This is a genomic window from Microvirga sp. HS2, assembly GCF_055792805.1.
Window position 1 is genome coordinate 48,953 of the sequence record NZ_JBVVAJ010000018.1, and the last position, 24,113, is coordinate 73,065.

22 protein-coding genes are annotated in these 24,113 nt (G+C 65.9%); 3 read left to right on the plus strand and 19 right to left on the minus strand.

The window, feature by feature from the left end; all coding sequences use genetic code 11:
- Nucleotide 1: 1 nt before the first annotated feature.
- The 4 genes from ACS5Q0_RS16160 to yajC all read right to left on the minus strand — a co-directional run bounded on the left by ACS5Q0_RS16160 (nt 2) and on the right by yajC (nt 3,507).
- Nucleotides 2-388: an Mth938-like domain-containing protein gene (locus tag ACS5Q0_RS16160; protein ID WP_473127677.1), complete on the minus strand. Its 387-nt coding sequence runs from the start codon at nt 386-388 to the stop codon at nt 2-4.
- 4 nt (nt 389-392) lie between these two features.
- Nucleotides 393-1,331 carry a protein translocase subunit SecF gene (gene secF / locus ACS5Q0_RS16165; RefSeq protein WP_473127678.1) on the minus strand — a complete coding sequence of 313 codons (939 nt, stop codon included), beginning with the start codon at nt 1,329-1,331 and terminating at the stop codon, nt 393-395.
- A gap of 12 nt (nt 1,332-1,343) precedes the next feature.
- On the minus strand, nt 1,344-2,951 hold the full coding sequence (secD, locus tag ACS5Q0_RS16170) for a protein translocase subunit SecD (protein ID WP_473127679.1): 1,608 nt from the start codon (nt 2,949-2,951) through the stop codon (nt 1,344-1,346).
- Nucleotides 2,952-3,159: 208 nt separating this feature from the next.
- Nucleotides 3,160-3,507 carry a preprotein translocase subunit YajC gene (gene yajC, locus ACS5Q0_RS16175; RefSeq protein WP_473127723.1) on the minus strand — a complete coding sequence of 116 codons (348 nt, stop codon included), beginning with the start codon at nt 3,505-3,507 and terminating at the stop codon, nt 3,160-3,162.
- A gap of 212 nt (nt 3,508-3,719) precedes the next feature.
- Between yajC and ACS5Q0_RS16180 the strand changes: the two genes are divergently transcribed.
- On the plus strand, nt 3,720-4,595 hold the full coding sequence (locus ACS5Q0_RS16180; protein ID WP_473127680.1) for an ATP-binding protein: 876 nt from the start codon (nt 3,720-3,722) through the stop codon (nt 4,593-4,595).
- 338 nt (nt 4,596-4,933) lie between these two features.
- Here the strand turns inward: ACS5Q0_RS16180 and ACS5Q0_RS16185 are convergent, their stop codons facing one another.
- The 14 genes from ACS5Q0_RS16185 to ACS5Q0_RS16250 all read right to left on the minus strand — a co-directional run bounded on the left by ACS5Q0_RS16185 (nt 4,934) and on the right by ACS5Q0_RS16250 (nt 19,088).
- A complete protein-coding gene (locus ACS5Q0_RS16185; protein ID WP_473127681.1) occupies nt 4,934-5,911 on the minus strand; it encodes a M23 family metallopeptidase in 978 nt (325 codons plus the stop codon).
- Between the two features lie 217 nt (nt 5,912-6,128).
- Nucleotides 6,129-6,809 (minus strand): protein-L-isoaspartate O-methyltransferase family protein, encoded by a 681-nt coding sequence (locus tag ACS5Q0_RS16190; protein WP_473127682.1) that lies wholly within the window; start codon nt 6,807-6,809, stop codon nt 6,129-6,131.
- Nucleotides 6,810-6,821: 12 nt separating this feature from the next.
- Nucleotides 6,822-7,583: a 5'/3'-nucleotidase SurE gene (gene surE / locus ACS5Q0_RS16195; RefSeq protein ID WP_473127683.1), complete on the minus strand. Its 762-nt coding sequence runs from the start codon at nt 7,581-7,583 to the stop codon at nt 6,822-6,824.
- Between the two features lies 1 nt (nt 7,584).
- Nucleotides 7,585-8,946: a serine--tRNA ligase gene (serS, locus tag ACS5Q0_RS16200; RefSeq protein ID WP_473127684.1), complete on the minus strand. Its 1,362-nt coding sequence runs from the start codon at nt 8,944-8,946 to the stop codon at nt 7,585-7,587.
- A 99-nt stretch (nt 8,947-9,045) separates the two neighbouring features.
- A complete protein-coding gene (tatC, locus tag ACS5Q0_RS16205; protein ID WP_473127685.1) occupies nt 9,046-9,852 on the minus strand; it encodes a twin-arginine translocase subunit TatC in 807 nt (268 codons plus the stop codon).
- Nucleotides 9,852-10,379: a Sec-independent protein translocase protein TatB gene (tatB, locus tag ACS5Q0_RS16210; protein WP_473127686.1), complete on the minus strand. Its 528-nt coding sequence runs from the start codon at nt 10,377-10,379 to the stop codon at nt 9,852-9,854. Before tatB ends, tatC begins: the two co-directional genes overlap by 1 nt.
- A gap of 60 nt (nt 10,380-10,439) precedes the next feature.
- Entirely contained in the window at nt 10,440-10,679 is a 240-nt protein-coding gene (locus ACS5Q0_RS16215) for a twin-arginine translocase TatA/TatE family subunit (protein ID WP_473127687.1), read from the minus strand.
- 56 nt (nt 10,680-10,735) lie between these two features.
- A complete protein-coding gene (locus ACS5Q0_RS16220) occupies nt 10,736-11,860 on the minus strand; it encodes an ABC transporter ATP-binding protein (protein ID WP_473127688.1) in 1,125 nt (374 codons plus the stop codon).
- Nucleotides 11,857-12,591 carry an SMC-Scp complex subunit ScpB gene (gene scpB, locus ACS5Q0_RS16225; RefSeq protein ID WP_473127689.1) on the minus strand — a complete coding sequence of 245 codons (735 nt, stop codon included), beginning with the start codon at nt 12,589-12,591 and terminating at the stop codon, nt 11,857-11,859. Before scpB ends, ACS5Q0_RS16220 begins: the two co-directional genes overlap by 4 nt.
- Nucleotides 12,588-13,397 carry a segregation and condensation protein A gene (locus ACS5Q0_RS16230; RefSeq protein WP_473127690.1) on the minus strand — a complete coding sequence of 270 codons (810 nt, stop codon included), beginning with the start codon at nt 13,395-13,397 and terminating at the stop codon, nt 12,588-12,590. Before ACS5Q0_RS16230 ends, scpB begins: the two co-directional genes overlap by 4 nt.
- A gap of 39 nt (nt 13,398-13,436) precedes the next feature.
- A complete protein-coding gene (gene nagZ, locus ACS5Q0_RS16235; protein WP_473127691.1) occupies nt 13,437-14,456 on the minus strand; it encodes a beta-N-acetylhexosaminidase in 1,020 nt (339 codons plus the stop codon).
- Nucleotides 14,457-14,515: 59 nt separating this feature from the next.
- Nucleotides 14,516-15,961 carry an SPOR domain-containing protein gene (locus ACS5Q0_RS16240; RefSeq protein WP_473127692.1) on the minus strand — a complete coding sequence of 482 codons (1,446 nt, stop codon included), beginning with the start codon at nt 15,959-15,961 and terminating at the stop codon, nt 14,516-14,518.
- 107 nt (nt 15,962-16,068) lie between these two features.
- The gene (gene argS, locus ACS5Q0_RS16245) at nt 16,069-17,832 is read right to left on the minus strand and encodes an arginine--tRNA ligase (protein ID WP_473127693.1); all 1,764 of its coding nucleotides are present in this window, start codon (nt 17,830-17,832) and stop codon (nt 16,069-16,071) included.
- A 47-nt stretch (nt 17,833-17,879) separates the two neighbouring features.
- The gene (locus ACS5Q0_RS16250; RefSeq protein ID WP_473127694.1) at nt 17,880-19,088 is read right to left on the minus strand and encodes a deoxyguanosinetriphosphate triphosphohydrolase; all 1,209 of its coding nucleotides are present in this window, start codon (nt 19,086-19,088) and stop codon (nt 17,880-17,882) included.
- A 192-nt stretch (nt 19,089-19,280) separates the two neighbouring features.
- Here ACS5Q0_RS16250 and erpA point away from each other — a divergent pair, with 192 nt between their 5' ends.
- Together erpA and ACS5Q0_RS16260 are read left to right on the plus strand one after the other, a co-directional pair.
- On the plus strand, nt 19,281-19,607 hold the full coding sequence (gene erpA / locus ACS5Q0_RS16255; RefSeq protein WP_473127695.1) for an iron-sulfur cluster insertion protein ErpA: 327 nt from the start codon (nt 19,281-19,283) through the stop codon (nt 19,605-19,607).
- Nucleotides 19,608-19,698: 91 nt separating this feature from the next.
- Nucleotides 19,699-21,549: a hypothetical protein gene (locus ACS5Q0_RS16260; protein WP_473127696.1), complete on the plus strand. Its 1,851-nt coding sequence runs from the start codon at nt 19,699-19,701 to the stop codon at nt 21,547-21,549.
- 168 nt (nt 21,550-21,717) lie between these two features.
- Here ACS5Q0_RS16260 and ACS5Q0_RS16265 read toward each other — a convergent pair whose 3' ends face one another.
- Nucleotides 21,718-24,021 (minus strand): NADP-dependent malic enzyme, encoded by a 2,304-nt coding sequence (locus tag ACS5Q0_RS16265; RefSeq protein ID WP_473127697.1) that lies wholly within the window; start codon nt 24,019-24,021, stop codon nt 21,718-21,720.
- Between the last annotated feature and the right edge of the window lie 92 nt (nt 24,022-24,113).

Below are 24,113 nucleotides of genomic sequence, written 5' to 3' on the forward strand. Positions count from 1 at the left end.
ATCAGCCCACGGCGATGAGGGCGGCGGCAACTTTGCGGTTTTCCGCCAGAAGGATGTTGTAGGTGCGCGCGGCCGCCCCGGTCTGCATCACGTCGAGGCCGATGCCGGCCTCGCGGAAACGTTCGCGGTACGGCCCTGGAAGCGCTGCGATATCCGCGCCCGTGCCGAAGAGGAGAAGGTTGATCTCCTCGGCCTCGGCCAGGATGGGCGCGAGCGCCTCGTCGTTCAGCTCCTTTATCGAGCCGACCGGCCAGGCCTTGATGCCAGACGGCAGCGCGAGGATCGAGCCGCGATGGGACATGTCCGCGAAGCGAAAGCCGCCATTGCCGTAAGCGTCGATCTGGTGGCGTCCGGGGACGAAACCGTCATACAGGCGGCCAGCGCTCATGATCTCACTCCGCGGCTGCGGCCTTGCCCTCCGGCACCTTCACGGTCTCGGATCCGCGCAGGCCGATATAGATCAGCATGGGCGAGGAGATGCAGATCGCCGAATAGGTGCAGATCACCACGCCGTAGAGCATGACCTGAGCGAAGCCCTGGATCGCCTGCCCGCCGAAGAGTACGAGGGCCAGAAGCGACAGCGCCGTGGTCGTCGCGGTCATGATCGTGCGGGACATGGTGTGGTTGATCGAGAGGTTCAACAGCTCTTCCGGCGGCATGGTCTTGTAGCGGCGCATGAGCTCGCGGGTACGGTCGAACACCACCACGGTCTCGTTGAGCGAATAGCCCACGATGGTCAGGATCGCCGCGATCGAGGTCATGTTGAACTCGTGCCGCGTGATCACGAAGAAACCGATGGTGAGCACGATATCGTGCAGCGTGCCGATGATGGAGGCCACCGCCAGCTCGCGCTCGAAGCGGAACCAGAGATAGAACAGGACCGCGATCACCGAGAGCACGATGCCGATGGTACCGGACTGGACCAGCTCGCCCGACACGCGCGGGCCAACGGTCTCGACGCGGCGGAATTCGTACTCGTTGCTGAAGGTGTCGCGCGCCTTCTGCACCACGCCCGCCTGCGCGGCCTCGCCGCCGGCCTGAATCGGGAAGCGCAGCGAAACTTCGCCGGCGGTGCCGAATTCCTGAACCTCCACGTCGCCGAAGCCGAAGCCCTCGGCGGTCTGGCGGATCTGGGCGACGTTGGCCTGGCCGGACTTGGCCTGGATCTCCATGAGCGTGCCGCCCTTGAAGTCGATGCCGAAATTGAGGCCGACCGTCAGAAGCATGATCGCCGTCGCCACCGACACCAGGGCCGAGAGCGGGAAGGAGAAGCGCCGGAAGCGCATGAAGTCGAAGTGGGAGTTTTCGGGCCAGAGCCGAACGAGGCGCACGATACTCACTCCTTAGAACGGAAGAACTTTGGGGCGCATCCATTGGTACCAGAGCGCAATCATCATGCGCGTCAGGGTCACGGCGGTGAGCACCGTCGTGAGGATGCCGAGAATGAAGACGACAGCGAAGCCGCGCACGGGACCGGAGCCGAGGAAGAACAGGATCACGGCGGCAATGGCCATGGTGCTGTTGGAGTCCACGATGGTCGCGAAGGCCCGGTCGAAGCCCGCCTGGATGCCGGACACAATGGAGCGGCCTCCATGCACTTCCTCGCGGATGCGCTCGTAGATCAGCACGTTCGAGTCGACCGCCGTGCCGATGGTGAGCACGATGCCCGCGATGCCCGGCAGGGTGAGCGTGGCTTCGAGCACCGACATGAGACCGAAGATCAGGCCCACGTGCACGAGAAGCGCGATATTGGCGATGAGGCCGAACACGCCGTAGGTCGCGAACATGAAGGCCGCAACGAAGATAGCGGCCACATACGTGGCCAGCTTGCCGGCCTCGATGGAGTCACGCCCGAGGCCTGGGCCGACGGTGCGCTCTTCGACGATGGTGAGCTTGGCGGGCAGCGCGCCGGAGCGCAGCAGAACCGCGAGGTTGTTCACCTGCTCGACGGTGAAGCTGCCGGAGATCTGGCCCGAGCCGCCCGTGATCGGCGACTGGATCGTGGGGGCGGAGATCACCTCGTTGTCGAGAACGATGGCGAGCTGCCGGCCGAGGTTTTCCGTCGTCGCCTGGCCGAAGCGCTGCGCGCCGCGGATGTTGAAGCGGAAGTTCACGATGGGCTGGTTGGTCTGGGAATCGAAGGCCGCCTGCGCATCCGTCAGGTCACCGCCCTCGGCGATCACCCGACGCTCCACGGGCACCCGCTGTCCGCCCGCATCGCGCATGGGCAGCATGTCCACATCGGTGGCGCCGGGCTGGGCCAGGAGGCGGAATTCCAGGTTGCCGGTTTCACCCAGAAGCGCCTTGAGCTGCTGCGGATCCTGGAGGCCGGGAACCTGAACGAGCACGCGGTCCGCGCCCTGGCGCTGGATGCTGGGCTCGGTCGTGCCGGTGGCGTCGATACGGCGGCGGATCACCTCGATGGACTGATCGACGGCACGGCGCACGCGCTCGTTGATGCCCGCATCCGTCAGGGTCAGGGTAATCGCGCCGTCCGGCGTCTCGCTCATCGCCACGCTGGCATTGCCGGTCTGGCCGAGAACGGCGTTGCTGATAGGCTGAGCCAGCTCGCGCAGACGCGGCATCAGGCGTTCACGATCGGCGGCGTTCGGCACGCGGATCTGGACGCCGCGCGGGATCGTCTGGATGCCGTTCTGCGATGCGACGCGGGTGTCACGGAGGACCCGGCGCACGTCGTCGCGCAGAATGGCGACCTGACCGCGCACGAGATCCTGCTCGTCCACCTGGAGAAGGACGTGGGAACCGCCCTGCAGGTCGAGGCCGAGCACGATGGCGCGGGACGGCACGATCCAAGAGGGAACCCAGCTCGGAACGGCACTCAGATACGCCTTGCGATGCTCAGGCGACATCATGCTCGGAATCCCCAGCAGGAGACCGATGATGATGACCGCCAGGGTAGCGATGATCTTCGACTTCGAGAAGCGCAGCATCGTCAGCTCAACCTTTCTCAAACACTCTGCTGCACATGTCGTACAGCGAACCGGCCCTCAAGAGCTTCAGGCATCGGACCCGAAAGCGGCGTCCACTTTCGGCACCCATCCGATGCTCCCTCTCTAAAATGGCGCATCGTCGATGGCGGAAAACCGGGTCCACTTCTCCGCACGATGCGCCACCAGCCCGAGGGCCGATCATTTATTGTCAGGCTTTCACCGGCTCGGTCTTGGAGCGGACCTCGGAGATCATGGCGCGAGCCACCTTCACCTTCACGTTGTCCGCGATCTCCACCTCGATGTCGGCCGAATCCTCGAGCACCTTCGTGACCTTGCCGATGATGCCGCCGGAGGTGACGACGGTGTCGCCGCGGCGCACGTTCTTGATCATCTCCTGGTGAGCCTTCACCCGGCGCTGCTGCGGACGGATGATCAGGAACCACATGATCACGAAGATCAGGATAAACGGGACGAACTGGATGATGGTATCCATTCCGCCCCCTGCAGCGGGGGCCCCTTGTGCGAAAGCAGGTGAAATGAACAAGCGGCTCTCCATGGATAAAGGCGCGAGGCAGGCACCCATTCAGGGCCCACCCGCGCCAAACGGGACTGAAAGTGGGCGGACTATACCCATCGACTCCACGAAATCAATGAAGTTGGAAGGCTTTCCCAAAGCTCCTGCGGTCTTTCCCGCCCCTCTTGCATGGACCGGAGGGCGGTTTTTGCGCTAAGCACGGCCTCCTCACCTTTTCTTGAAGTCAGATGCCGATGTCCGCCGATCTCACCTCCCCCGAATCCATGGCCCTTCTGAAGCGCATCGCCGACGCCCTGGAGCGTCTGGCCCCGGCTGGGGCTCCCCAGGCGGACTTTGCCGCGGCGGACGCCTTCGTCTGGCACGCGGCGGGGCGCAGGCTCTCCCCCGTGGCGAAAGTGAACCGGGTCGAGATGAACCTGCTCAGGGGCATCGACAGGGTGCGGGATCAGCTCGCCGAGAACACCGCCCGCTTCGCCAGAGGCCTGCCCGCCAACAACGCCCTTCTCTGGGGCGCCCGGGGCATGGGCAAGTCGTCGCTGGTGAAGGCGGTTCATGCCGAGATCAACACGACCAGGGCACCCGAGGCCCGCCCCCTCAAGCTCATCGAGATCCACCGGGAGGACATCGAGACGCTTCCGGATCTCATGGGCCTGCTCCGCGCGGACCCGCATCGCTTCATCGTCTTCTGCGACGACCTGTCCTTCGATGCGGACGATACCTCCTACAAGTCCCTCAAGGCAGTGCTGGAAGGCGGAATCGAGGGACGCCCGGACAACGTGATCTTCTACGCCACGTCCAACCGCCGCCACCTCTTGCCCCGCGACATGATGGACAACGAGCGCTCCACCGCCATCAATCCCGGCGAGGCCATCGAGGAGAAGGTGTCCCTGTCCGACCGCTTCGGCCTGTGGCTCGGCTTCCACAAGTGCAGCCAGGACGAGTATCTCGACATGATCTTCGGCTATGTGGACCATCTCGGCCTCGACGGCGACCGCGCCGCCATCCGTGCCGAAGCCCTGGAATGGGCCACGACCCGCGGCGCGCGCTCGGGCCGCACGGCCTGGCAGTTCATCCAGGATCTCGCCGGGCGCTTGGGCAAGGCGATTTAAGCCGATCTCAGCCACCAACGGTCAGCCCGAGAGGCCGCTCCGCTCCCCGCCGGCACGGCCGCCCTCGGTGCGGCCGTCCACATCTTGAGAAATGCCGCGCCGCGAAGACGTGGATCCCCGGCCCAAGGCCGGGGATGACGAATGCCCGCGGAGCGGGTTGCCCGTTTGTCGTCCCTACACTCCCACCGGTCGCGGTCTCTGCCCCTCGAGGGCATGACGCGGCGAGGTCTTTACAGCCTCACCCGATCGCAAACGCCAAAGGGACGGTGGCTGAGCTCCACCGTCCCCTCGCGTGATCAGCCTCGGGTCTCGAAAGCCAATCCAAACCGTTGCCGACTCTAGTCGGCGAGATGCTTGATCGGGTCGACCGGGGTCGCGCCCTTGCGGATCTCGAAGTGCAGCTGCGGCGAGGTCACGTTGCCTGTCTGGCCGGCGGTGGCGATCACCTGACCGCGCTTCACCTGCTCGCCGCGCTTCACGTTCAGCGCGCTGTTATGGGCATAGGCCGAGACGTAGCCGTTCTCGTGCCGGATGAGAACCAGATTGCCGTAGCCCTTCACCTCGCTGCCCGCATAGGTCACCGTGCCGGCCTCGGCGGCCTTCACCGGCGTCCCTTCGGGAACGGCGATATTGATGCCCTCGTTGCCGCCATTGGCGCCGAAGCCCGCGATTACGCGGCCACGGGCCGGCCAGCGGAAGTTGCTGGCGGACAGGCTTGCCGTCTGCTCGGGCTCCTGCACCGGGGCCTTGGCGGCCTCGGGCTGCGGAGCCGGCGCGGGAGCCGGGGCCGGAGCAACGCTCTGTGTGACCGGAGCAGGCTTCACGGGTTGCAGCTCGATGGCGGCGACCTTCTGCTGAGGCTCGACGGGACGCGCCGGCGACACGAGCGGCTCGTTCGTGGCGGAGGCAACCTGCTGCACGGGCGCGGGTCTCGGCTGCATGGGAGCCGGCGCTGCGGCTTGCTGCATGCCCGGACGGGTGCGGCGGGCCGGCTCGACCGGGACGGGCTGGTCGGAGACGGCGACTTTGGTCTGGTCAACGAAACGCATCTTCGACTGAGCGGCAGGCGGGGTCATCGGCGCGGGGCGCGGCTGAATCGGAGCGGGCGCGGCCGCCATGCGCGAGGGCTGCGGCAGAGGCTGAGCCTGCACCGGGGGAAGTGCCTGCGCGTGAACGGACGGGGTGGGCAGCGGAGCCGCCGCATAGGAGGGAGCACCGTTATAGGACGGAGTGTCCTGAGAGGCCGTCGGCGTGCCGGGCGCAACGCGTTCGCTGTTGGAGAACGGATTGGAGAACGGATTCTCCGAAAACCGCATCGTGTCGCCACTACAGGCCGCCGCGGCAGAGCCGATCAAGCTCACCAGAGCGACCCGCGACACAGCACTCCATTGCCCAGAACCCACACGCAAACGCATGACTCAATTACCCCAACCGCACGCAACTTGATGGGGGCATTAAAACGCTGTTCAGGTTAAGCAACGGTTGACGCCATGAAAAATGTCGTAACCGTGTCGCCAAATTTTTTCGATTCGATCAGAGTGTTGCCGCAATGCCGGCGACCAGTCGGGAAATCCGCAGGGGCCCGCCCAGGTTCCGGCTGAACTCACCATCCGGGAGGCGATCGATCTGAACGAGGCGCGGCGCGCCCTCTTCCGCCAAGGCGCCCACGAGACGCCCGCCGGGCCCTAGCTGCGACGTCAATGTCGCCGGAATGTCGGGCCAGGCGCCGTTGAGCAGGATACGGTCGAACCGGTCACGCACGCGCACGGCAAGCCCATCGCCGACCTCCACCCGCACCTTGCCTGCCTCCACGATGGTCAGGTGCTGGCCGGCGCTCGCGGCTAGGGTGTTGAAGCGCTCGACCGTGGTCACCTCCGCCCCGAGATGCGCCATGAGAGCGCTGACGTAGCCGGTGCCGGTGCCGATTTCTAGCACGCGCTGCCCCGGCGCGACGCCGAGGGCCAGGAGCATGGTCGCGACCGTCGCGGGCGCGGTCATCGTCTGGCCGCAGGGAAGCGGCAGGGCGACATCGGTGCGGGACAGGTCCCGGAAGCGGCGGGGGGCGAACACGTCACGGGGCACGAGCTCCATGGCCCTGAGCAGCGCTGTGTCGCGAATGCCCTTAGCCCGCAGGGACAGGATGAAGGATGCGACGCCGATGGCCTCCTGCTCGCTGCGGGCTTCCGCTTCGGAGAAGAAGGGCTCCTGGCTCATCTGAAGCCTCGCTTAGCCGAAGGCCTGCGCGTAGCGCGTCAGAGTCGGCTCGTCGGTCATGTCGATGCGCAGGGGCGTGACCGCGATGCGCCTGTCGGTCAGGGCCCAGAGATCCGTGCCGTTGCCGGGATCGAAGGGGCCGCGCTCGAAGGCGATCCAGTAATAGGGGTTGCCCCGTCCGTCGACCCGCGCATCGAGACGCAGAAGCTCCTGGGTGCGCTGCCCCTGGTTGACCACCGCTGTGCCGCGAACCTCGTCGGGCTCGCAATCCGGGAAGTTCACATTGACGAGGATGCCCTTGTCGATGCCGGCCTCCAGGATCTTGCGGATGACCTTCGGGCCGTGGTGCTCGGCGCAGTGCCACTTCAGGGCGTTGCGGTTTCCCGCGCTGTAGGCCTGTGACAGCGCGATGGAGGGGATGCCGAGCAGCGTGCCCTCGATGGCTCCGGCCACCGTGCCGGAATAGGTCACGTCCTCGGCGGCGTTCTGCCCGCGATTGACGCCGGACAGAATGAGGTCAGGCCTGTGCTCGCGCATCAGCTCGCGCACGCCCATGATCACACAATCCGTCGGCGTTCCCTTGACGGCGAAATGCCGGTCGGAAATTTCGCGCAGGCGCAGCGGATCGTTGAGGGACAGCGAGTGCGCGACGCCGCTCTGGTCCGTCTCGGGAGCCACCACCCATACATCGTCCGACAGGGCGCGTGCGATGGCCTCCAGGGCCTTCAGCCCCGGAGCATGGATGCCGTCGTCGTTGGTGCAGAGGATGCGCATATCAGGCCTGACGCTCGATGCGGGCGAGACCGCCCATATAGGGCTGCAGGACGGCCGGGACCGTCACGCTGCCGTCCGCGTTCTGGTAGTTCTCCAGAACGGCCACGAGCGTGCGGCCGACCGCGAGACCCGAACCGTTGAGCGTGTGCACGAAGCGCGGCGACTTCTCGGAAGGTGAGCGGTAGCGGGCATTCATGCGACGCGCCTGGAAATCCCCGCAGACCGAGCAGCTCGAAATCTCGCGATACATGCCCTGCCCCGGCAGCCAGACCTCGATGTCGTAGGTCTTGGTCGAGGAGAAGCCCATATCGCCCGTGCAGAGCGTCATGGTGCGGAACGGAAGCTCCAGCTTCTTCAGGACGTTCTCGGCGCAGGCGAGCATGCGCTCATGCTCGTCGGCCGAGGTATCCGGCGTCGTGATCGAGACCAGCTCGCATTTCACGAACTGGTGCTGGCGGATCATGCCGCGCGTGTCGCGGCCGGCGGAACCGGCCTCCGCGCGGAAGCTCGGCGTGAGCGCGGTGAAGCGCAGGGGCAGCTCCTCCTCGGAGAGGATCTGCTCGCGCACCAGATTGGTGAGGGTCACTTCCGCCGTGGGGATCATGCCGTAGCGGGTGTCCTTGATGATCTTGCGGACAGCCTCGCGCGGCTGGCCTTCGAGAGCCGCTGCAAGAGCCTGTTCCAGAGAGTTCCCCGGGAACGCCCAGAACTGATCGTCCTCGAATTTCGGAAGCTGCGCGGTGCCGAACATGGTCTCGTCCCGCACCAGCAGCGGCGGATTCACTTCCGTGTAGCCGTGCTCGCTGGTGTGCAGGTCGATCATAAACTGGCCGAGCGCACGCTCCAGGCGCGCGAGCTGGCCCTTCAGAACGACGAAGCGGGAGCCCGACAGCTTGGCGGCGGTCTCGAAATCCATGAGGCCGAGGGCCTCTCCGATCTCGAAATGCTGCTTGGCGTCATTGATCGTCGGCGGCGTGCCGAAGCGGTGGCGCTCCACATTGCCGTGCTCGTCGGCACCGACGGGCACATCCTCCTGCGGGATGTTGGGGATCGCGGCCAGAGCCTCGAACAGGGCCCTGTCGGCAGCGCGCTCCGCCTCCTCCAGCTCCGGCATGGATTCCTTGATGCGGGCGACCTCGGCCATCAGCTCCTGCGCGCGGGCCTCGTCCTTCTTGGCCTTGGCCTGGCCGATGTCCTTCGACATGGCGTTGCGGCGCTCGGTGGCGGCCTGAAGGGCGGAAACGGCGCCCTTGCGGGCATCGTCAAGGGCGATCAGGCGCTCGGACAGGGGCTCCATGCCCCGGTTCCGGAGGCCTTTGTCGAAAGCCGCGGGATTCTCGCGGATGGAACGGATGTCGTGCATGGGAATCTGGGACCTGATTGATGAGCCGGCCCTGCCTTTAGCACAAGCCGCCCCTGTGTTCACGCCAAGGATGAGCGGCCTTCCCGTGGCTTGAAAAGCCTACCCTTCCGCCGCGCGCGCGGCCTCGGCTTCCGCGCGCCTCTTCTCGACCATGCGGACGGAGAAGATGGACGCCTCGTAAAGAAGCAAGGTGGGGATCGCAAGGGCGAACTGGCTGATCACATCCGGGGGCGTCAGAACCGCCGCGATCACGAAGACGATCACGATGGCATAGCGCCGCCTGGCCTTGAGGAAATCCGAGTCGATGATCCCCGCGCGGGCCAGAAGGGTCAGGATCACCGGCAGCTGGAAACAGATTCCGAAGGCGAAGATCAGGGTCATGATCAGCGACAGATACTCGCTGACCTTGGGCAGGAACTCGATCGCCGGGGCGGTATCGGTCGCCAGCTGCTGCATGCCGACGGAGAAACGCATCAGCAGCGGCATGGCGATGAAATACACGCAGGCCGCGCCGACGGCGAAAAGGATCGGCGTCGCGACGAGATACGGCAGGAAGGCCCGCCGCTCGTTCTTGTAGAGGCCGGGCGCCACGAACTTGTAGATCTGAACGGCGATCACCGGGAAAGCCAGGAAGCCCGCGCCGAAGGCCGCCACCTGAATCTGCGTGAACAGGTATTCCAGGCCGTGCGTATAGACGAGATGCGCCCTCTCCGGCGAGCCGACCGCCAGCACGTAAGGCCACACGAGCGCGTTGTAGATGTACTTCGCGCCCGCGAAGCACACGAAGAACATGGCGACGAATGCCACGAGCGCCTTGATCAGGCGCGAGCGCAGTTCGATCAGGTGCTCGATCAGAGGCGCGCGCGATGCCTCGACCTCATCCTCTTCGGCGGGGGTGGTGGTCATCAGGCCTTTGCGTCCGGTTTCTCAGGGGCTGCTTCCGCAGCAGCCGTTTTCTGCGCCTCGATCTCTGCCTCACGGCGCAGGGATTCGGCAATGGCCTCGGCCGGGTCGTCCACCGGCGGAGGCGGCAGTTTGATCAGCGGCTCGGACGGCGCAGGCGCCCGCCCCTCCACGACAGCCTGAGCGGTGGCGTCGCCCGTCGGCTGGGCGGCCCCAGCCACAGGCGCAGGCGTCACCGGCTTTTCGACGGCGGTCTTCAGCTCGTCGCGGATCGTCTGGATGGGATTGAAGCTCGTGCTGGTGGCGCTGGACACGGAGTCGTTCACGTCCTGCAGCTGCTTCTTCACATCGTCGAGCTCGGCCTCGCGCATGGCCTCGTTGAACTGCCCCTGGAACTCCGCCGCCATGCGGCGCAGCTTGCCCGTGACCTGTCCGACCGTCCGCAAGGCGCGGGGCAGATCCTTCGGGCCGATCACGATCAGCGCGACGGCGCCGATCACCATGACCTCACCCCAGCTCATGTCCAACATGGCGTGGCCTCGACCCTGACTTTACTCACCGCAGCCACGCTCGTGGCTGCCACTCAACACTCAGCCGATCTTGTGATCCGTCGTCGCGGCATTCGTCGGAGCGCCGGCCTGATGATCGAGCGTGCGCACCGGCTCGGAAGGCTGCACGGGCTTCGGAGTATCATCCTCGGCCATGCCCTTCTTGAAGGCTTTGATGCCTTTCGCGACATCGCCCATCATGTCGGAGATCTTGCCGCGTCCGAAGAGCAGGACAACGATCAGACCCACAACGATCCAGTGCCAAATACTAGCGCCACCCATGGCAATCCTCCTGCGCCGTGAAAGGCGCGGTCTCGGAATATGAACTTGCGGCCAACCTATGCGTCGGACGCGGCGAAAACAAGGACATCCTTTGGTTCAACATCGATGCCCACATCCTGACCTTCCTTCACGCCAGCGAGATCGTGAACGCGGGCCTGAAGCGGACGGTCGAGTCCAGGAACATCGATATGCACCAAATCGACCTCGCCGAGAAAGCGGCGTGATACCACACGCCCCGGCAGGCAGAAGCCCTGGGGCCTCAGCCGCACCCCCTGGGGCCGCACGCAGACGACGGCCGGGCCGTCCGGCAGATGCGGGGCCGGGAACACGCCGACGGGGCATGTCACCTGCCGGTTCCGCACCTGGCCTTCGATCTCGTTGAAGTCGCAGAAGAACCGCGCAGCGAAGAGGTTCACGGGCTTGCGATAGATCTCCTCGGCAGTCCCCTGCTGGACGATTCCGCCAGCGCGCATCAGCACGATTCTGTCCGCGATCCGCATGGCTTCCTCCGGATCGTGCGTGACGACGATGGTCGTCGCGCCGGTTTCCCTGAGGATTGCGACAGTTTCATCACGGATCGCGTCCCGCATGCGCCGGTCGAGGTTGGAGAACGGCTCGTCCATAAGCAGCACGCCGGGCCGCGGCGCAATGGAACGCGCCAGCGCCACGCGCTGCTGCTCGCCGCCGGACAAGGTATGCGGGAACTCGTTCGCGTAATGCTCGAGCCCGACCCGCGACAAAGCGCGGCGGGCCGCGATGTCGGCCTCGGAGGCCGAGAGGTCTTTGAGCCCGAACATCACATTCTGCAGGATCGTCATATGCGGGAACAGCGCATAATCCTGGAACATGAGGCCGATGCCGCGCCGCTCCGGCTCCACGAAATTCCTTGGCCCGCTGACCTCCCGCCCATCCATCAGCACGCGCCCGGACGTGGGAGCCTCCACGCCCGCCGCGATGCGCAGGAGCGTTGTCTTGCCGCACCCCGAATGGCCGAGGAGACAGACCAGCTCACCCGGCTCGACCGTCAGCGACACGCCCTTGAGCGCCTGAGTGGAGCTGTAGGTCTGGACGATGTCCTCGAAGGAAAGCTGGGCCGGGATCGATGCGCCCGCCGTGCCGCGCTGGCCCCACCGGGGCAGCCTGAACCGGTCGCGCGCGGAGAATGTAGGCCTGTCGCTCATTCCTCGCCGGTCTCGCCCGTGACTGTCTGGTGCATCTCGAGAGGCTCCTGGAACGACTCGTCCTGGTCCAGGGGGTCCTCGTCCTCGCGCAGGGCCTCCGCATCGGAGGGAACCGGCACGGACATGTCGGAAGGAACGCGGCCTTCGATGAAGCCCGCCCCTTTCAGCTCTTCGAGGCCCGGAAGGTCCTCGATCGCATCCAGGCCGAAATGGTCCAGGAAGGCGGGCGTCGTGCCGTAGGTGACGGGACGTCCCGGCACCTTGCGGCGGCCGCGAAGGCGGATCCACCCGGTTTCCAGCAGGAGGTCCAGCGTTCCCTTGGAGGTGGCCACGCCGCGGATCTCCTCGATCTCGGCGCGGGTGACCGGCTGATGATAGGCGATGATCGACAGGGTCTCCATGGCAGCGCGGGAGAGCTTGCGCTGCTCGACCACGTCGCGGGCCAGCACGAAGGCCAGATCGCTCGCCGTGCGGAAGGCCCATTTGCCCGCCACCCGCACGAGATTGACGCCGCGAGGCGCATACAGCTCCTGGAGATCCTTGAGGATCTGCTCGATATTCGCGCCTTCCGGCAGGCGCCCGGCCAGCTCGTCCGTGCCGAGCGGCTCGGCGGAGGCGAACAGCAGCGCTTCGGCGATGCGCATCGCCTCTCCGTGATCGGGCACGTGGCTCTCGGCCGAGTTCCCGGCGGATTCCTCGACGTCCTGCATCTCGGCTGTTTCGTCCATCATGGTTGGGCTCCTGACTCGGCCGGGTCGACGACGGGCTTGACCCAGACCGGAGCGAAGGCTTCGTCCTGCCTGACCGTCAGCTTGCCCTCGCGGACCATTTCGAGGGTCGCGGACAGGGCCGAGGCCAGAATGGTCGGCCGCATGGAGGGCTCGACCATGTACTCCATCAGATAAGTATCGAGCGTCACCCAGTCATTGAGGTGGCCGACGAGGCGCTCCAGGGCATCGCGGGCGTCGATCAGCGACCAGACGTTGCGCTTGTGAAGGGAAACCCTGCTGTTGAACTGCACCTGCCGTTGCTGCGCATAGGCCTTGAGCAGCTCGTAGAGGCTGGCTTCGTAGCGCGCATCCCGGTGGATGACCACCGGCTCGGGCGCGCCCCGGGCGAAGATGTCGCGGCCCAGGAGCGAGCGCTCCCCGAGCTTCTTGGCCACCTCGCGGATGGCTTCCAGGCGCCGCAGCCGCAGGGCCAGGGCCGTGGCGAGCTCCTCCGCGCTCGGCTCCTCGCCCTTCGGCGGCTCCGGCAGCAGAAGGCGGGATTTCAGATAGGCGAGCCATGCCGCCATGACGAGGTAATCGGCCGCCAGCTCCAGGCGCATGCGGCGCGCTTCCTCGATGAAGGCGATGTATTGCTCCGCCAGCGCCAGGATGGAAATGCGGTGCAGGTCCACCTTCTGGCGGCGCGCCAGCTCCAGCAGAAGATCGAGCGGGCCCTCGAACCCGTCCACGTCGACGAGGAGCGCGGGCTCGCTTTCCGCGCGCTCGGCGGTGGGCTCGACATCCTCGAATGGTAGGGGCTTGGCCATGGGGCGTACTCAACTGAAGCGGGTTCGACCTTGCGGCGCTTAAGTCGTCACCGCAAGTGCGGCGTCGAGTCTTGCCCGCGCATCCACAGGATCGAGCGGCTCCGGCTCGTGCCGGATCCGGGCCAGCGCGGCCTCGGCCCGGCGCAGGGCCTCGCCCTCGAGAACGGGAGATGCTTCGGCTACGGCGGACATTTCGTCCATCTGACCGTTGCAATGCAGGGCCATGTCGCACCCTGCCGCAAAGGCAGCTTCCGTCTTCTCCCGGAAAGAGCCCGACAGGGCCTTCATGGAGAGATCGTCGGTCATCAGGAGACCGTCATAGCCGATATGGCCGCGGATGATGTCGCGAATGATGGTGGCGGAGGTCGTGGCGGGATGCTCCGGATCCAGGGCCGTGTAGACCACGTGGGCCGTCATGCCGAGGGGCATGTCGGTCAACATGCGGAACGGCGCGAAATCGTGGCGCTCCAGCTCCTCGCGGGTCGCCTCAACCACCGGCAGGGCCAAGTGGCTGTCGGCCCCCGCCCGGCCGTGGCCGGGGATGTGCTTGATCACCGGCAGGACGCCGCCCGCCAGAAGCCCCTCGGCGGCCGCGCGGCCGAGGACGGCGACCTTTTCCGGGGTCTTGCCGTAAGCCCGGTCGCCGATGACGTCGTGCGCGCCGGGGGAAGGCACGTCGAGGACGGGCAGGCAGTCCACGGTCACGCCGACGGAACGCAGATCATGCGCGATCAGCCGCGCCCCGAGGCGGGCCAGCTCCCGTTGGACGAGAGGATCGTTGGCATGGAGGGCGCCATAGGTGGCGCCGGACGGGTATTTCGGCCAATGGGGCGGCCCGAGGCGCTGAACCCGGCCGCCCTCCTGGTCGATGAGGATCGGGGCGTCCTCGCGCCCGACCGCCTCCCGCAGCGAGGCGCAGAGCGCCCTCACCTGCTCGGGGCTGTCGACGTTGCGGCGAAACAGGATGAATCCCCATGGGGCCGCCTCCCTGAAGAAGGCGATCTCGTCGGGGGTCAGCTCATGGCCGGAGCAGCCAGCAATAAAGGCGCGGGTTTTCATGCCCGCGCCTTAAGTCCCTTGATGGAAGGGGTCAAGAAGTCTTGTCGCCGGACGGCGCCTCAGTTCTTGGCCACGAAGCACTGACCTCCCTGTCCCTGCAGCTTGGAGCAGAGGGAGGACGCCTCGTCCTTGGTCATGGGCCCGACGCGGACGCGGTAGATCGTGTTGCCGTTCACTTCGGCCTTGCGGATCATGGACGGCAGCCCCTCCAGGTCGGAATACTTGCGCTGGTAGGAGGCAAAGGCGGTCTCCGCTGCGCTCTCCGAATTGGCCAGACCCAGCTGAACCGCATAGCCGCCGGCAGCCGTGGTCGTCGTATCGGCCGCGGTGGGGGCCGGCATGGCAACGGGCTGAGCGGAGGCCACCCTCTGGGGCGCGGGAGCGGCCGCAGGCGCCGGATTGACCGGGGTCGAGGCCGCGGGCGCAGGCTTCGGCGCAGGCGCAGGAGTGGCCGGCGCCGCAACCGGCGTGGCCGAGGCGGGCTTCGGCTGAGCCGCAGCCGGCATGGTCATGGCCGGCGCCGCAGCCGCCGTCGAACGGGCACCGGGGGCTTCAGGCGCGCCGACCACGGTTCCGTCCGGACGGATCGTGACGGTGCGGACCTTGCGCGGCTCGCCGAGGTTCAGGCTGTTCGGCGCGCTCCGGCTCGGGGCGGCGGCAGCCGTCGCGCCCGTGGCGTCCGCCGTGGCGGAGCCGTTCGCGTGCATGGCCTGCTTGACGTCGACCGGCTGCTCCTCGCGGTTCACCACCTTGGTGTCGGTGTTCTGGGTGCGCTCGTAGATCTGCTTGTTCTGGTTCGGAATCTCGACCCCGCCCGGGTTCTGCGGCTGGACCTTGACCGGGTCTTTGGTCGCCTGGACCAGGACCGGTTTTCCACCCACGGGGCTGGAGGAATTCATGAAAAGATAGGCACCGCCGCCGCCGATGACGATCGCGCCGAGGACAGCGCCCATGGTCACCAGTCCCTTGCGGGACCGCGGCCTCTGAACCGCAGGATAATCGAGGCGCTCGGGCTGTGCGTAATCGTCCTGAGCGTAACCGTTATCCGCCTGATCGTAGCCGCCGGCCTGCTCGTAATATCCGTCCGCATAGGCCGCCTGATGATAGGATTCCTGCTGCTGGGCCGGTGCGGCCTGCTCATAGCCATAGGCCTGGGCACGACCGCGAGGAGCCTCCTGCCGGGCGTAGCCGCTCCGGTCGTAGGCCGAGACCTCGAACATCTCCTCCCGGGCCTGGGGCTGAGCCGGGCGGGTCACGGGCGTCACATTGTCGCGGGCCGCGAACAGATCGTCGATCGGCGACGGCTGCTGGCGCGGCCGCGCTGCCCCGTCATTGGCCAAAATGGCCTGAAAAGGGTCGTCCTGGCCTACGATCTTGGCCAATTCCGCCAACGGATCGTTGCGCGTTGCGGCGGCGGGCTGGGACGGATGGGAGCCCGCTTGGGCCAGATGCCGCTCGATGTCGTTCAGATCGACGGCAAATCGGGGCTTCACTGATTCGCTCATGCGCCGGTTCTCCAGTTACGCGACAGGAGCCCTCAACGCTCCGCCGGCACGACGTGACAGCGTCCGGCACGCACCTGTCCCAAGCGGTTGATCCGTCTGGGGAAATACTAGCGCATTTCGTCGGGTGCCGTGACGCCCAGGATTGCGAGGCCAGATGCGAGCACCCCCCTTAGGGCATGCACGAGAGCGAGCCTCGCTTTCGTTGAATCTTTATCAGTTAGATTAACAAAGCGTAATTGCGGCAAGTCTTTGCCCTTATTCCAGAGGCTATGGAAGGCGCTGGCGAGGTCGTAGAGGTAGAATGCGACCCGGTGCGGCTCGTGAGCTTCGGCCGCCGCTTCCACCACGCGCGGGAACTGGGCGATCCGGTGGATGAGATCGGTCTCCGCCTCGTCACTGAGAATCGCGAGATCGGCCTTCTGGAGCTCGGCCGCGGAGAAGTCCTCCCCCGGAAAAGCCTCCGCCGCCTGACGGAAGACCGAGGCGCAGCGGGCATGGGCATACTGCACGTAGAAGACCGGATTGTCCTTGGACTGCTCGACCACCTTGGCGAGGTCGAAATCCAGGGTCGCGTCGTTCTTGCGGAAGATCATCATGAAGCGCACCGCATCGCGGCCCACCTCGTCCACCACCTCACGCAGGGTCACGAAGTCGCCGGAACGCTTGGACATCTTCACGGGCTCGCCGCCGCGCAGGAGCTTGACCAGCTGGCAGAGCTTGACGTCGAGATCGCCCTTGTTGTCCGTGACGGCCTTCACGGCCGCCTGCATGCGCTTCACGTAGCCGCCGTGATCCGCGCCCCAGACGTCGATCATGGAGGCGAAGCCGCGCTCGTATTTGGAGCGGTGATAGGCGATGTCGGAGGCGAAATAGGTGTAGGAGCCGTCGGACTTCAGCAGCGGACGATCCACCTCGTCGCCGAAGGACGTTGCCCGGAACAGAAGCTGCTCGCGGTCCTCCCAATCCTCGTCCTTCTGGCCCTTGGGCGGCGGCAGGCGACCCATATAGACGAGGTCGCGCCCGCGCAGGTCCGTGATGAGCTCCTTCACCTGATCCCCGTCGGGGCCGAGCTGCAGGGACCGCTCGGAGAAGAACACGTCGTGGTGGATGTTGAGCACCGCGAGATCGTCGCGGATCATGTCCATCATGGCGTTGATGGCCGCTTCGCGGACGAGCGGCAGCCACTCGGCTTCCGGCTTGTCGAGCAGGCCCTGGCCGTATTCCTTGGCGAGACGCTCGCCGACAGGCTTGAGATAATCCCCCGGATAGAGCCCCTCGGGGATCTCGCCGATGTCCTGGCCGAGAGCCTCCTTGTAGCGGAGGTAGGCCGAGCGGGCGAGCACGTCGACCTGAGCGCCCGCATCGTTGATGTAGTATTCGCGGGTCACCTTGTAGCCGGCGAAATCGAGCAGTCCGGCCAAGGCATCGCCGAACACCGCGCCGCGGCAATGGCCCACATGCATGGGACCGGTCGGGTTGGCGGAGACGTATTCCACGTTGATAGGCTCGCCGCCCCCCTGCCCGCTCCGGCCGAACCCGGCCGCATCCACCACGGCGGCGCGCAGCACCTCGTGCATGACCTGCGGGGCAAGACGGATGTTGATGAAGCCGGGACCCGCGATGTCCACGTTCGTGACGCGCGGATCGTCCTTGAGGTCGGCCACGAGCAGCTCGGCCAGCGCGCGCGGATTCATGCGCGCTTCCTTGGCGAGCACCATGGCGGCATTGGTGGCGAGATCCCCGTGGGACGGATCGCGCGGCGGCTCGACCACGACGCGGCTCACGTCCAGGCCCGTTGGAATCTTGCCGTCGCTGGCCAGACGGCCGAGGGCATCGGCGACCCGCTTCTCAAACAATCCGAAAATGTTCATGTACTTTATCTCTGAAGAGCCCATGGCCCTGAATGCTGTTGTGCCGCCTAACGCAGGTCCGGCGTTACGTCAAACAGACGTCGGTGTTCAAGGATTGCATAACGGTCGGTCATGCCCGCGATGTAATCCGCCACGCGGCGGGCGAGACGGGGCTCGTCCTCCTCCGGCAGATCCCTCCGCCATTCCTCCGGCATCAGCTCAGGCTCGGTCTTGAAGCGGCGGAACAGGTCCCGCAGGATCTGGTCGGCCTGGGCGCGGACCCGCATCACCTCCGGGTGCCGGTACATGTGGGCATAGAGGAAGTGCTTGATGGCGGCATCGGCCTCGCGCATTGGCCTGGAGAAACAGACCATCGTCTCGCTCGCCCTGCGGATATCCTCGGCGGTTTTGGGCGACAGCGCGGAAATCCGCCGGTCCCCTTCCGCGACTACGTCCTCCACGAAGCGGGTGATGACCCGCCGGGTCAGCTCGTGGATGCGCCGGGACAGATCGAGATTCGGCCAGCGCGCGTCGATTTCGGCCAGGATCTCTTCGAGGAGAGGCACCTCGCGCAGATCGTCGATCCGGAACAGGCCCGCCCTCAGGCCGTCGTCGATGTCGTGGGCGTCATAGGCGATGTCGTCGGCGATCGCAGCGGCCTGGGCTTCGCCGCTGGCGAAGGTGGCAAGCTCCAGGTCCTGCACCGCATTGTATTCCATGATCGCGAGGGGCACGCCGCGCTCCGCATAGCGCAGGGTCGGCCTGCCTTGTGCATCGAGGAGCGGGCCATTGTGCTTCACGAGCCCTTCCAGGGTCTCCCAGGTGAGGTTGAGCCCGTCATAGTCGGGGTAGCGGCGCTCCAGGCGAGTGACGACCCTCAGCGCCTGGGCATTGTGGTCGAAGCCCCCGAATCCGGCCATGCACTCCTCGAGCGTGTCCTCGCCCGTATGGCCGAAGGGCGTATGGCCGAGGTCGTGAGACAGGGCCAGGGCTTCGGCCAGGTCCTCGTCGAGGCCGAGCGACCGGGCCAGGGCCCGCGCGATCTGGCTGACCTCGATGGTGTGGGTCAGGCGGGTGCGGAAGTGGTCGCCCTCGTGATACACGAAGACCTGCGTCTTGTGCTTGAGGCGACGGAAGGCCGACGAATGGATGATCCTGTCCCGGTCCCGCTGGAATTCGCTGCGGGTCGGAGACACCGCCGTCGGATAAAGCCGCCCGCGACTCGCCCACGGATCGCAGGCATAGGGGGCTCGCCATCTCTCGCCAAAGGGCCGCACGGATCATCCTCGGGTTGAAGCCTCGTCAGGGCGCACTTACCTTGTCTCAGGAGCTTGTCCAAGACTATGGTCATTTGCTGTTTTGGCAGCAAGTGACCAAAGAACATGTTGTACTCACGCATTTTCAGGTGGCGAACCGGTATCCACATCGCCTGAAAATGCTCATATGTCCTGATGAGGACCGGAAGTACGATGACTGGAATTTCCCTGACCGAGCGCGCGGCGCGCCGCATCAACGAGATCATGGCCACCGAACCGGAAGGGTCGATGCTGAGAATCAGCGTCAACGGAGGTGGTTGTTCGGGGTTCCAATATGCCTTCGACGTGGACCGGACCCGTCAGGACGACGACCTCCTCATCGAAAAGGACGGGGCCACGGTTGTGGTCGACGAGGTCTCCATCCAGTATATGGACGGTTCCGTCATCGACTTCGTGGACGACCTGATCGGCCAATCCTTCAAGATCGAAAACCCCCACGCCACCGCTTCCTGTGGCTGCGGCACGTCGTTCTCCTTGTGAAACTTTGTCTCCCGCTTTAGCTTCTCGCAAAGACATTGCGGCCTGAAGGCTCCGACCTTCGGGCCTTCGGCTATTCGCGGGGATCATCACAATGACGCTTCTTCACCGTTCAGGCGTGTGCGCACTCGCCCTCATGGCCGGAACGGCGGCCATGCAATTCGAGCCTGCGGTCCTTCGCGACCTCGTGACCGACAACGGCGCGCAGCGGCTTTCCATCGGGGCCGTGAGGACGTCCCTCTGGAGCGCGGCATTCGCCCAGACGGCCGACAGCTTCACCCTGGAGAACGTCCGCTTCAGCTGGGGCGGAGCCACCTACGAGGCCAAGCAGGTCTCATTCAGCGGCGCCTCGGTGACGCGCGGGGACATCGAAAGCCTCTTCTCGTCCGGCTCCGGCCTGATCGCGGACAAGCTCGCCAGGATCGACGCCAAGCAGGTGACCATTCCCGAGCTGAAGATCACCCAGACGCTCGGCCAGCAAACGCAGACCTCCCTCCACCGGAACATCTCCCTGAACGACATCGTGCGGGGCAGGATCGCATCGACGACCGTCGAGGCCAGCGCGGTCGAGGAGGCGGGCGATCAGGGCAAGAGCCTGATCAACTACGGCCGGATCACGCTCAGCGATTTCGACGCGCCCGCCTTCGTGAAGCTCTATGACACGAAGGAGGTCTCCGCCCCCCTGACGAAGATCTACAGCGCCTTCTCCGTCGACCGGATCGACATGGCCGACGGCGACGGCAACTTCAGCCTTCAGGTCGCCTGGCTCCATGGCCGGGACATCATGGCCCGGCCAACGCGGGATTCCTGGAACGGCACGATCGCGGCCATCAATGAACTGGCTCAGAAACAGGAAACCACGTCTGAAGAGCAGACCCGGCTCCTGCATATCGTCGCCGACCTCCTCGGCGCCTTCGACGCAGGCCTCGTGGAGGCCACGGGCGTCACGTTCAAGGGCGACGGGAAGGAGAACAAGGGAACGGGCTCCATCGCACGCCTGGCCTATACCGGTGCGAACGGTCCGCAGCCCCCCGAGATTCGTGTGGAGGGCCTCGACGTCACGGATGCGGACGGCCGCGTCAAGATCGGCGCCATCAGCCTTTCCGGTTTCTCTCTCGCGCCGACGCTCGAAGGGCTCAAGACGCTCGACAGCAAGTCGCTGACCGATCTCGACAGCGCCGCGCTGCGCAGGCTCGTTCCCACTCTCGGAACGCTGCGCATCACGGACATGGACATCGATGTCCCCGCTGCCGAGGACAAGCCCGACGAGCGGATGCGCGTCGCTCTGGGTCTCATGGAGCTCACCGCCGACAAGCCCGTGAACGGCATTCCGACGAATATCCGCTTCGAGCAGCGCAACCTCTCCACGACGCTTCCGGGGGACAGCGACGACGAACTCGTCCAGCAACTTCAGGCCCTCGGCTACACATCCATCGACGGCTCCCTGGTGATCGCCGCCGCCTGGAACGAGGCCTCGCGGGAAATCGCCATCAAGGAGCTTTCCATGGACGGAAAGGACATGGGAAGCCTGCGCATGACCGGCCTCATCGGCAATGTCAGCCCGGACCTCTTCAGCCCCGACGAGGCAACCGCCTCGGCCGCACTGATCGGCGCCAAGGCGAAGGCTGCGAGCGTCGTGATCGAGAACAAGGGCCTGGTCGAGCGCTATCTGGCCAGTGCAGCAAAGGAAGAAGGCACCTCGCCCGAGGCGCTGCGGAAGCTGTACGCGGGCGCCACGCCCCTCGTCGTGTCGAGCATGATCGGCAATTCGGAGCAGGCACAGGCCCTCGGCAAGGCTGTCGCGCGCTTCATCGAAAAGCCCGGCAGACTTACCCTCGCTGCCGAGCCGAAGAGCCCCTCGGGCTTCGGCGTGATGGATGTGATGCTCACGTCCGATCCGAAGGCGCTCCTGAACAAGCTCAAGATCACCGCGAAGGCGGAGTGAAACGACGTCCAAACAGAAAAACGGCCGCACCTGCTGCGGCCGTTTTCGTTTCAAATCCCCTATTCCGTCATCCCCGGCCTTGGGCCGGGGATCCACGTCTTTGAGACGCTGTAGATCCCAAGAGGTAGATGGCCGGGACGAGCCCGGCCATGACGAAACGAACCTGAACTAAATCAGCACCGGCTGGTCCTGCTCGACGGCCTGGGCCTCCACCACGGCAATGGCGGTGAGGTTGACGATGCCGCGGGCGGTGACGGATGGGGTGAGGATGTGCGCGGGCTTCGCCGGGCCGATGAGAATGGGGCCCACCGGCAGCGAATCCGCCAGGATCTTCGTGAACTGGAACGCGATGTTGGCCGCGTCCAGGTTCGGCATGATCAGCACGTTCGCCTCGCCCTTCAGCCGCGAGTCCGGGTTCACCCGGTCGCGGATCATCTGCGAGAGAGCCGCATCCGCCTGCATCTCGCCGTCGACCTCGAGATCGGGAGCCCGCTCGTTGATGCAGGCCAGCGCCTCGCGCATCTTCACCGCCGAGCGCGTGTCCGCCGCGCCGAAATCCGCATGCGAGAGCAGCGCGATCTTCGGCTCCAGGCCGAAGCGGCGCACGTGGCTGGCGCAGGCGATCGTCATGTCGGCGATCTCCTCCGCGCTCGGATCGAACTGCACATGCGTGTCCGCCAGGAAATACGCCCCCTTGGGCGTGATCACCAGCGACAATGCCGCCATCTCGTGCACGCCGGGAGCAAGGCCGATGATGTCCTTGATGTGCTTCACGCGCGACTGGAAACGCCCCTCCAGCCCGCAGATCAGCGCGTCCGCATCGCCGCGCCGGACCGCCAGCGCGCCGATGACGGTGGAATTGGTGCGCACCAGCGTCTTCGCCGCATCCGGCGTGATGCCCTTGCGGCCCGCGGCCTCCACATAGGTGGCCACATAATCGCGATAGCGCGGATCGTCCTCCGGGTTCACCAGCTCGAACTCGCGCCCGATGCTCATGGACAGGCCGAAGCGCTTGATGCGCGCCTCCACCACGCTGGGACGGCCGATCAGGATCGGCTTCGCCAGCCCCTCCTCCGCGATCACCTGGACGGCCCGCAACACGCGCTCGTCCTCACCCTCGGCATAGATCACCCGCTTGGGGTTGGTCTTCGCCGTCGAGAACAGCGGCTTCATGATGAAGCCGGAGCGGAACACGAAGCGGCCGAGCGATTCCGTATAGGCCTCCAGATCCTCCAGCGGGCGCGTGGCGACGCCGGTTTCCATGGCCGCCTGAGCCACCGCGGGAGCGATGCGCAGGATCAGACGCGGATCGAACGGGCTCGGGATCAGGGACTTGCGCCCGAAGGGATGCGCCTCGCCGCCATAGGCCCGCGCCACCACCTCGGACGGCGCCTCGCGGGCGAGGCCCGCGATCGCCCGCACGGCGGCCGCCTTCATCGCCTCGTTGATCGTGGTGGCATTCACGTCGAGGGCACCGCGGAAGATGTAGGGGAAGCACAGGACGTTGTTGACCTGGTTCGGATAGTCGGAGCGGCCGGTGCAGATCATGGCGTCGGGCCGGACGGCCTCGGCCTCCTCCGGCATGATCTCAGGGTAAGGATTGGCCAGCGCCAGGATCAGCGGGCGCGGCGCCATCTTCTCCACCATCTCGGGCTTCAGAACGCCGCCGGCCGACAGGCCCAGGAACACGTCCGCGTCCGGGATCACCTCGGCGAGCGTGCGCAGGTCCGTCTTCTGCGCATAGACCGATTTCCAGCGGTCCATGAGCTCGTTGCGGCCGTCGTGGACCACGCCCTCGATGTCGGTGACCCAGATGTTCTCGCGCTTGGCGCCGAGCGACACGAGCAGGTTGAGGCAGGCGAGCGCGGCGGCGCCCGCGCCGGAGGTGACGATCTTGACCTCGGCGATGTCCTTGCCCGCCAGCTCGAGGGCGTTCATGACGGCGGCGCCCACGATGATGGCGGTGCCGTGCTGGTCATCGTGGAAGACCGGGATGCCCATGCGGGCCTTCAGCCGCTCCTCGACCTCGAAGCATTCGGGCGCCTTGATGTCTTCCAGGTTGATGCCGCCGAAGGTCGGCTCGAGGGCGGCGATCACCTCGACGAGCTTGTCGACGTTCTTCTCGGCGACCTCGATGTCGAACACGTCGATGCCGGAGAACTTCTTGAACAGGACGGCCTTGCCCTCCATGACCGGCTTCGAGGCGAGCGGCCCGATGTCGCCCAGGCCCAGCACGGCGGTGCCGTTGGAGATCACGGCGACGAGGTTCTGGCGGGAGGTCAGGTTGGCGGCTTGCGCCGGATCGGCCTCGATGGCCTGGCAGGGCGCGGCCACGCCGGGGGAATAGGCCAGAGCCAGATCGCGCTGGTTGCCGAGCGGCTTGGTCGGCTGGATCTCGAGCTTACCAGGACGCGGATACTGGTGGTAGAACATCGCCCCCGATTTCAGATCCTGCGAGATGTTCTCCGGCATCGCCAACGCTCCTTACACCAGCCGTTCAATTGAAAGAACCTTGTGCGCGCCCTTGCTCTTTGCGTCAACGCTCTTCTCTCGGAGCGAAGGGC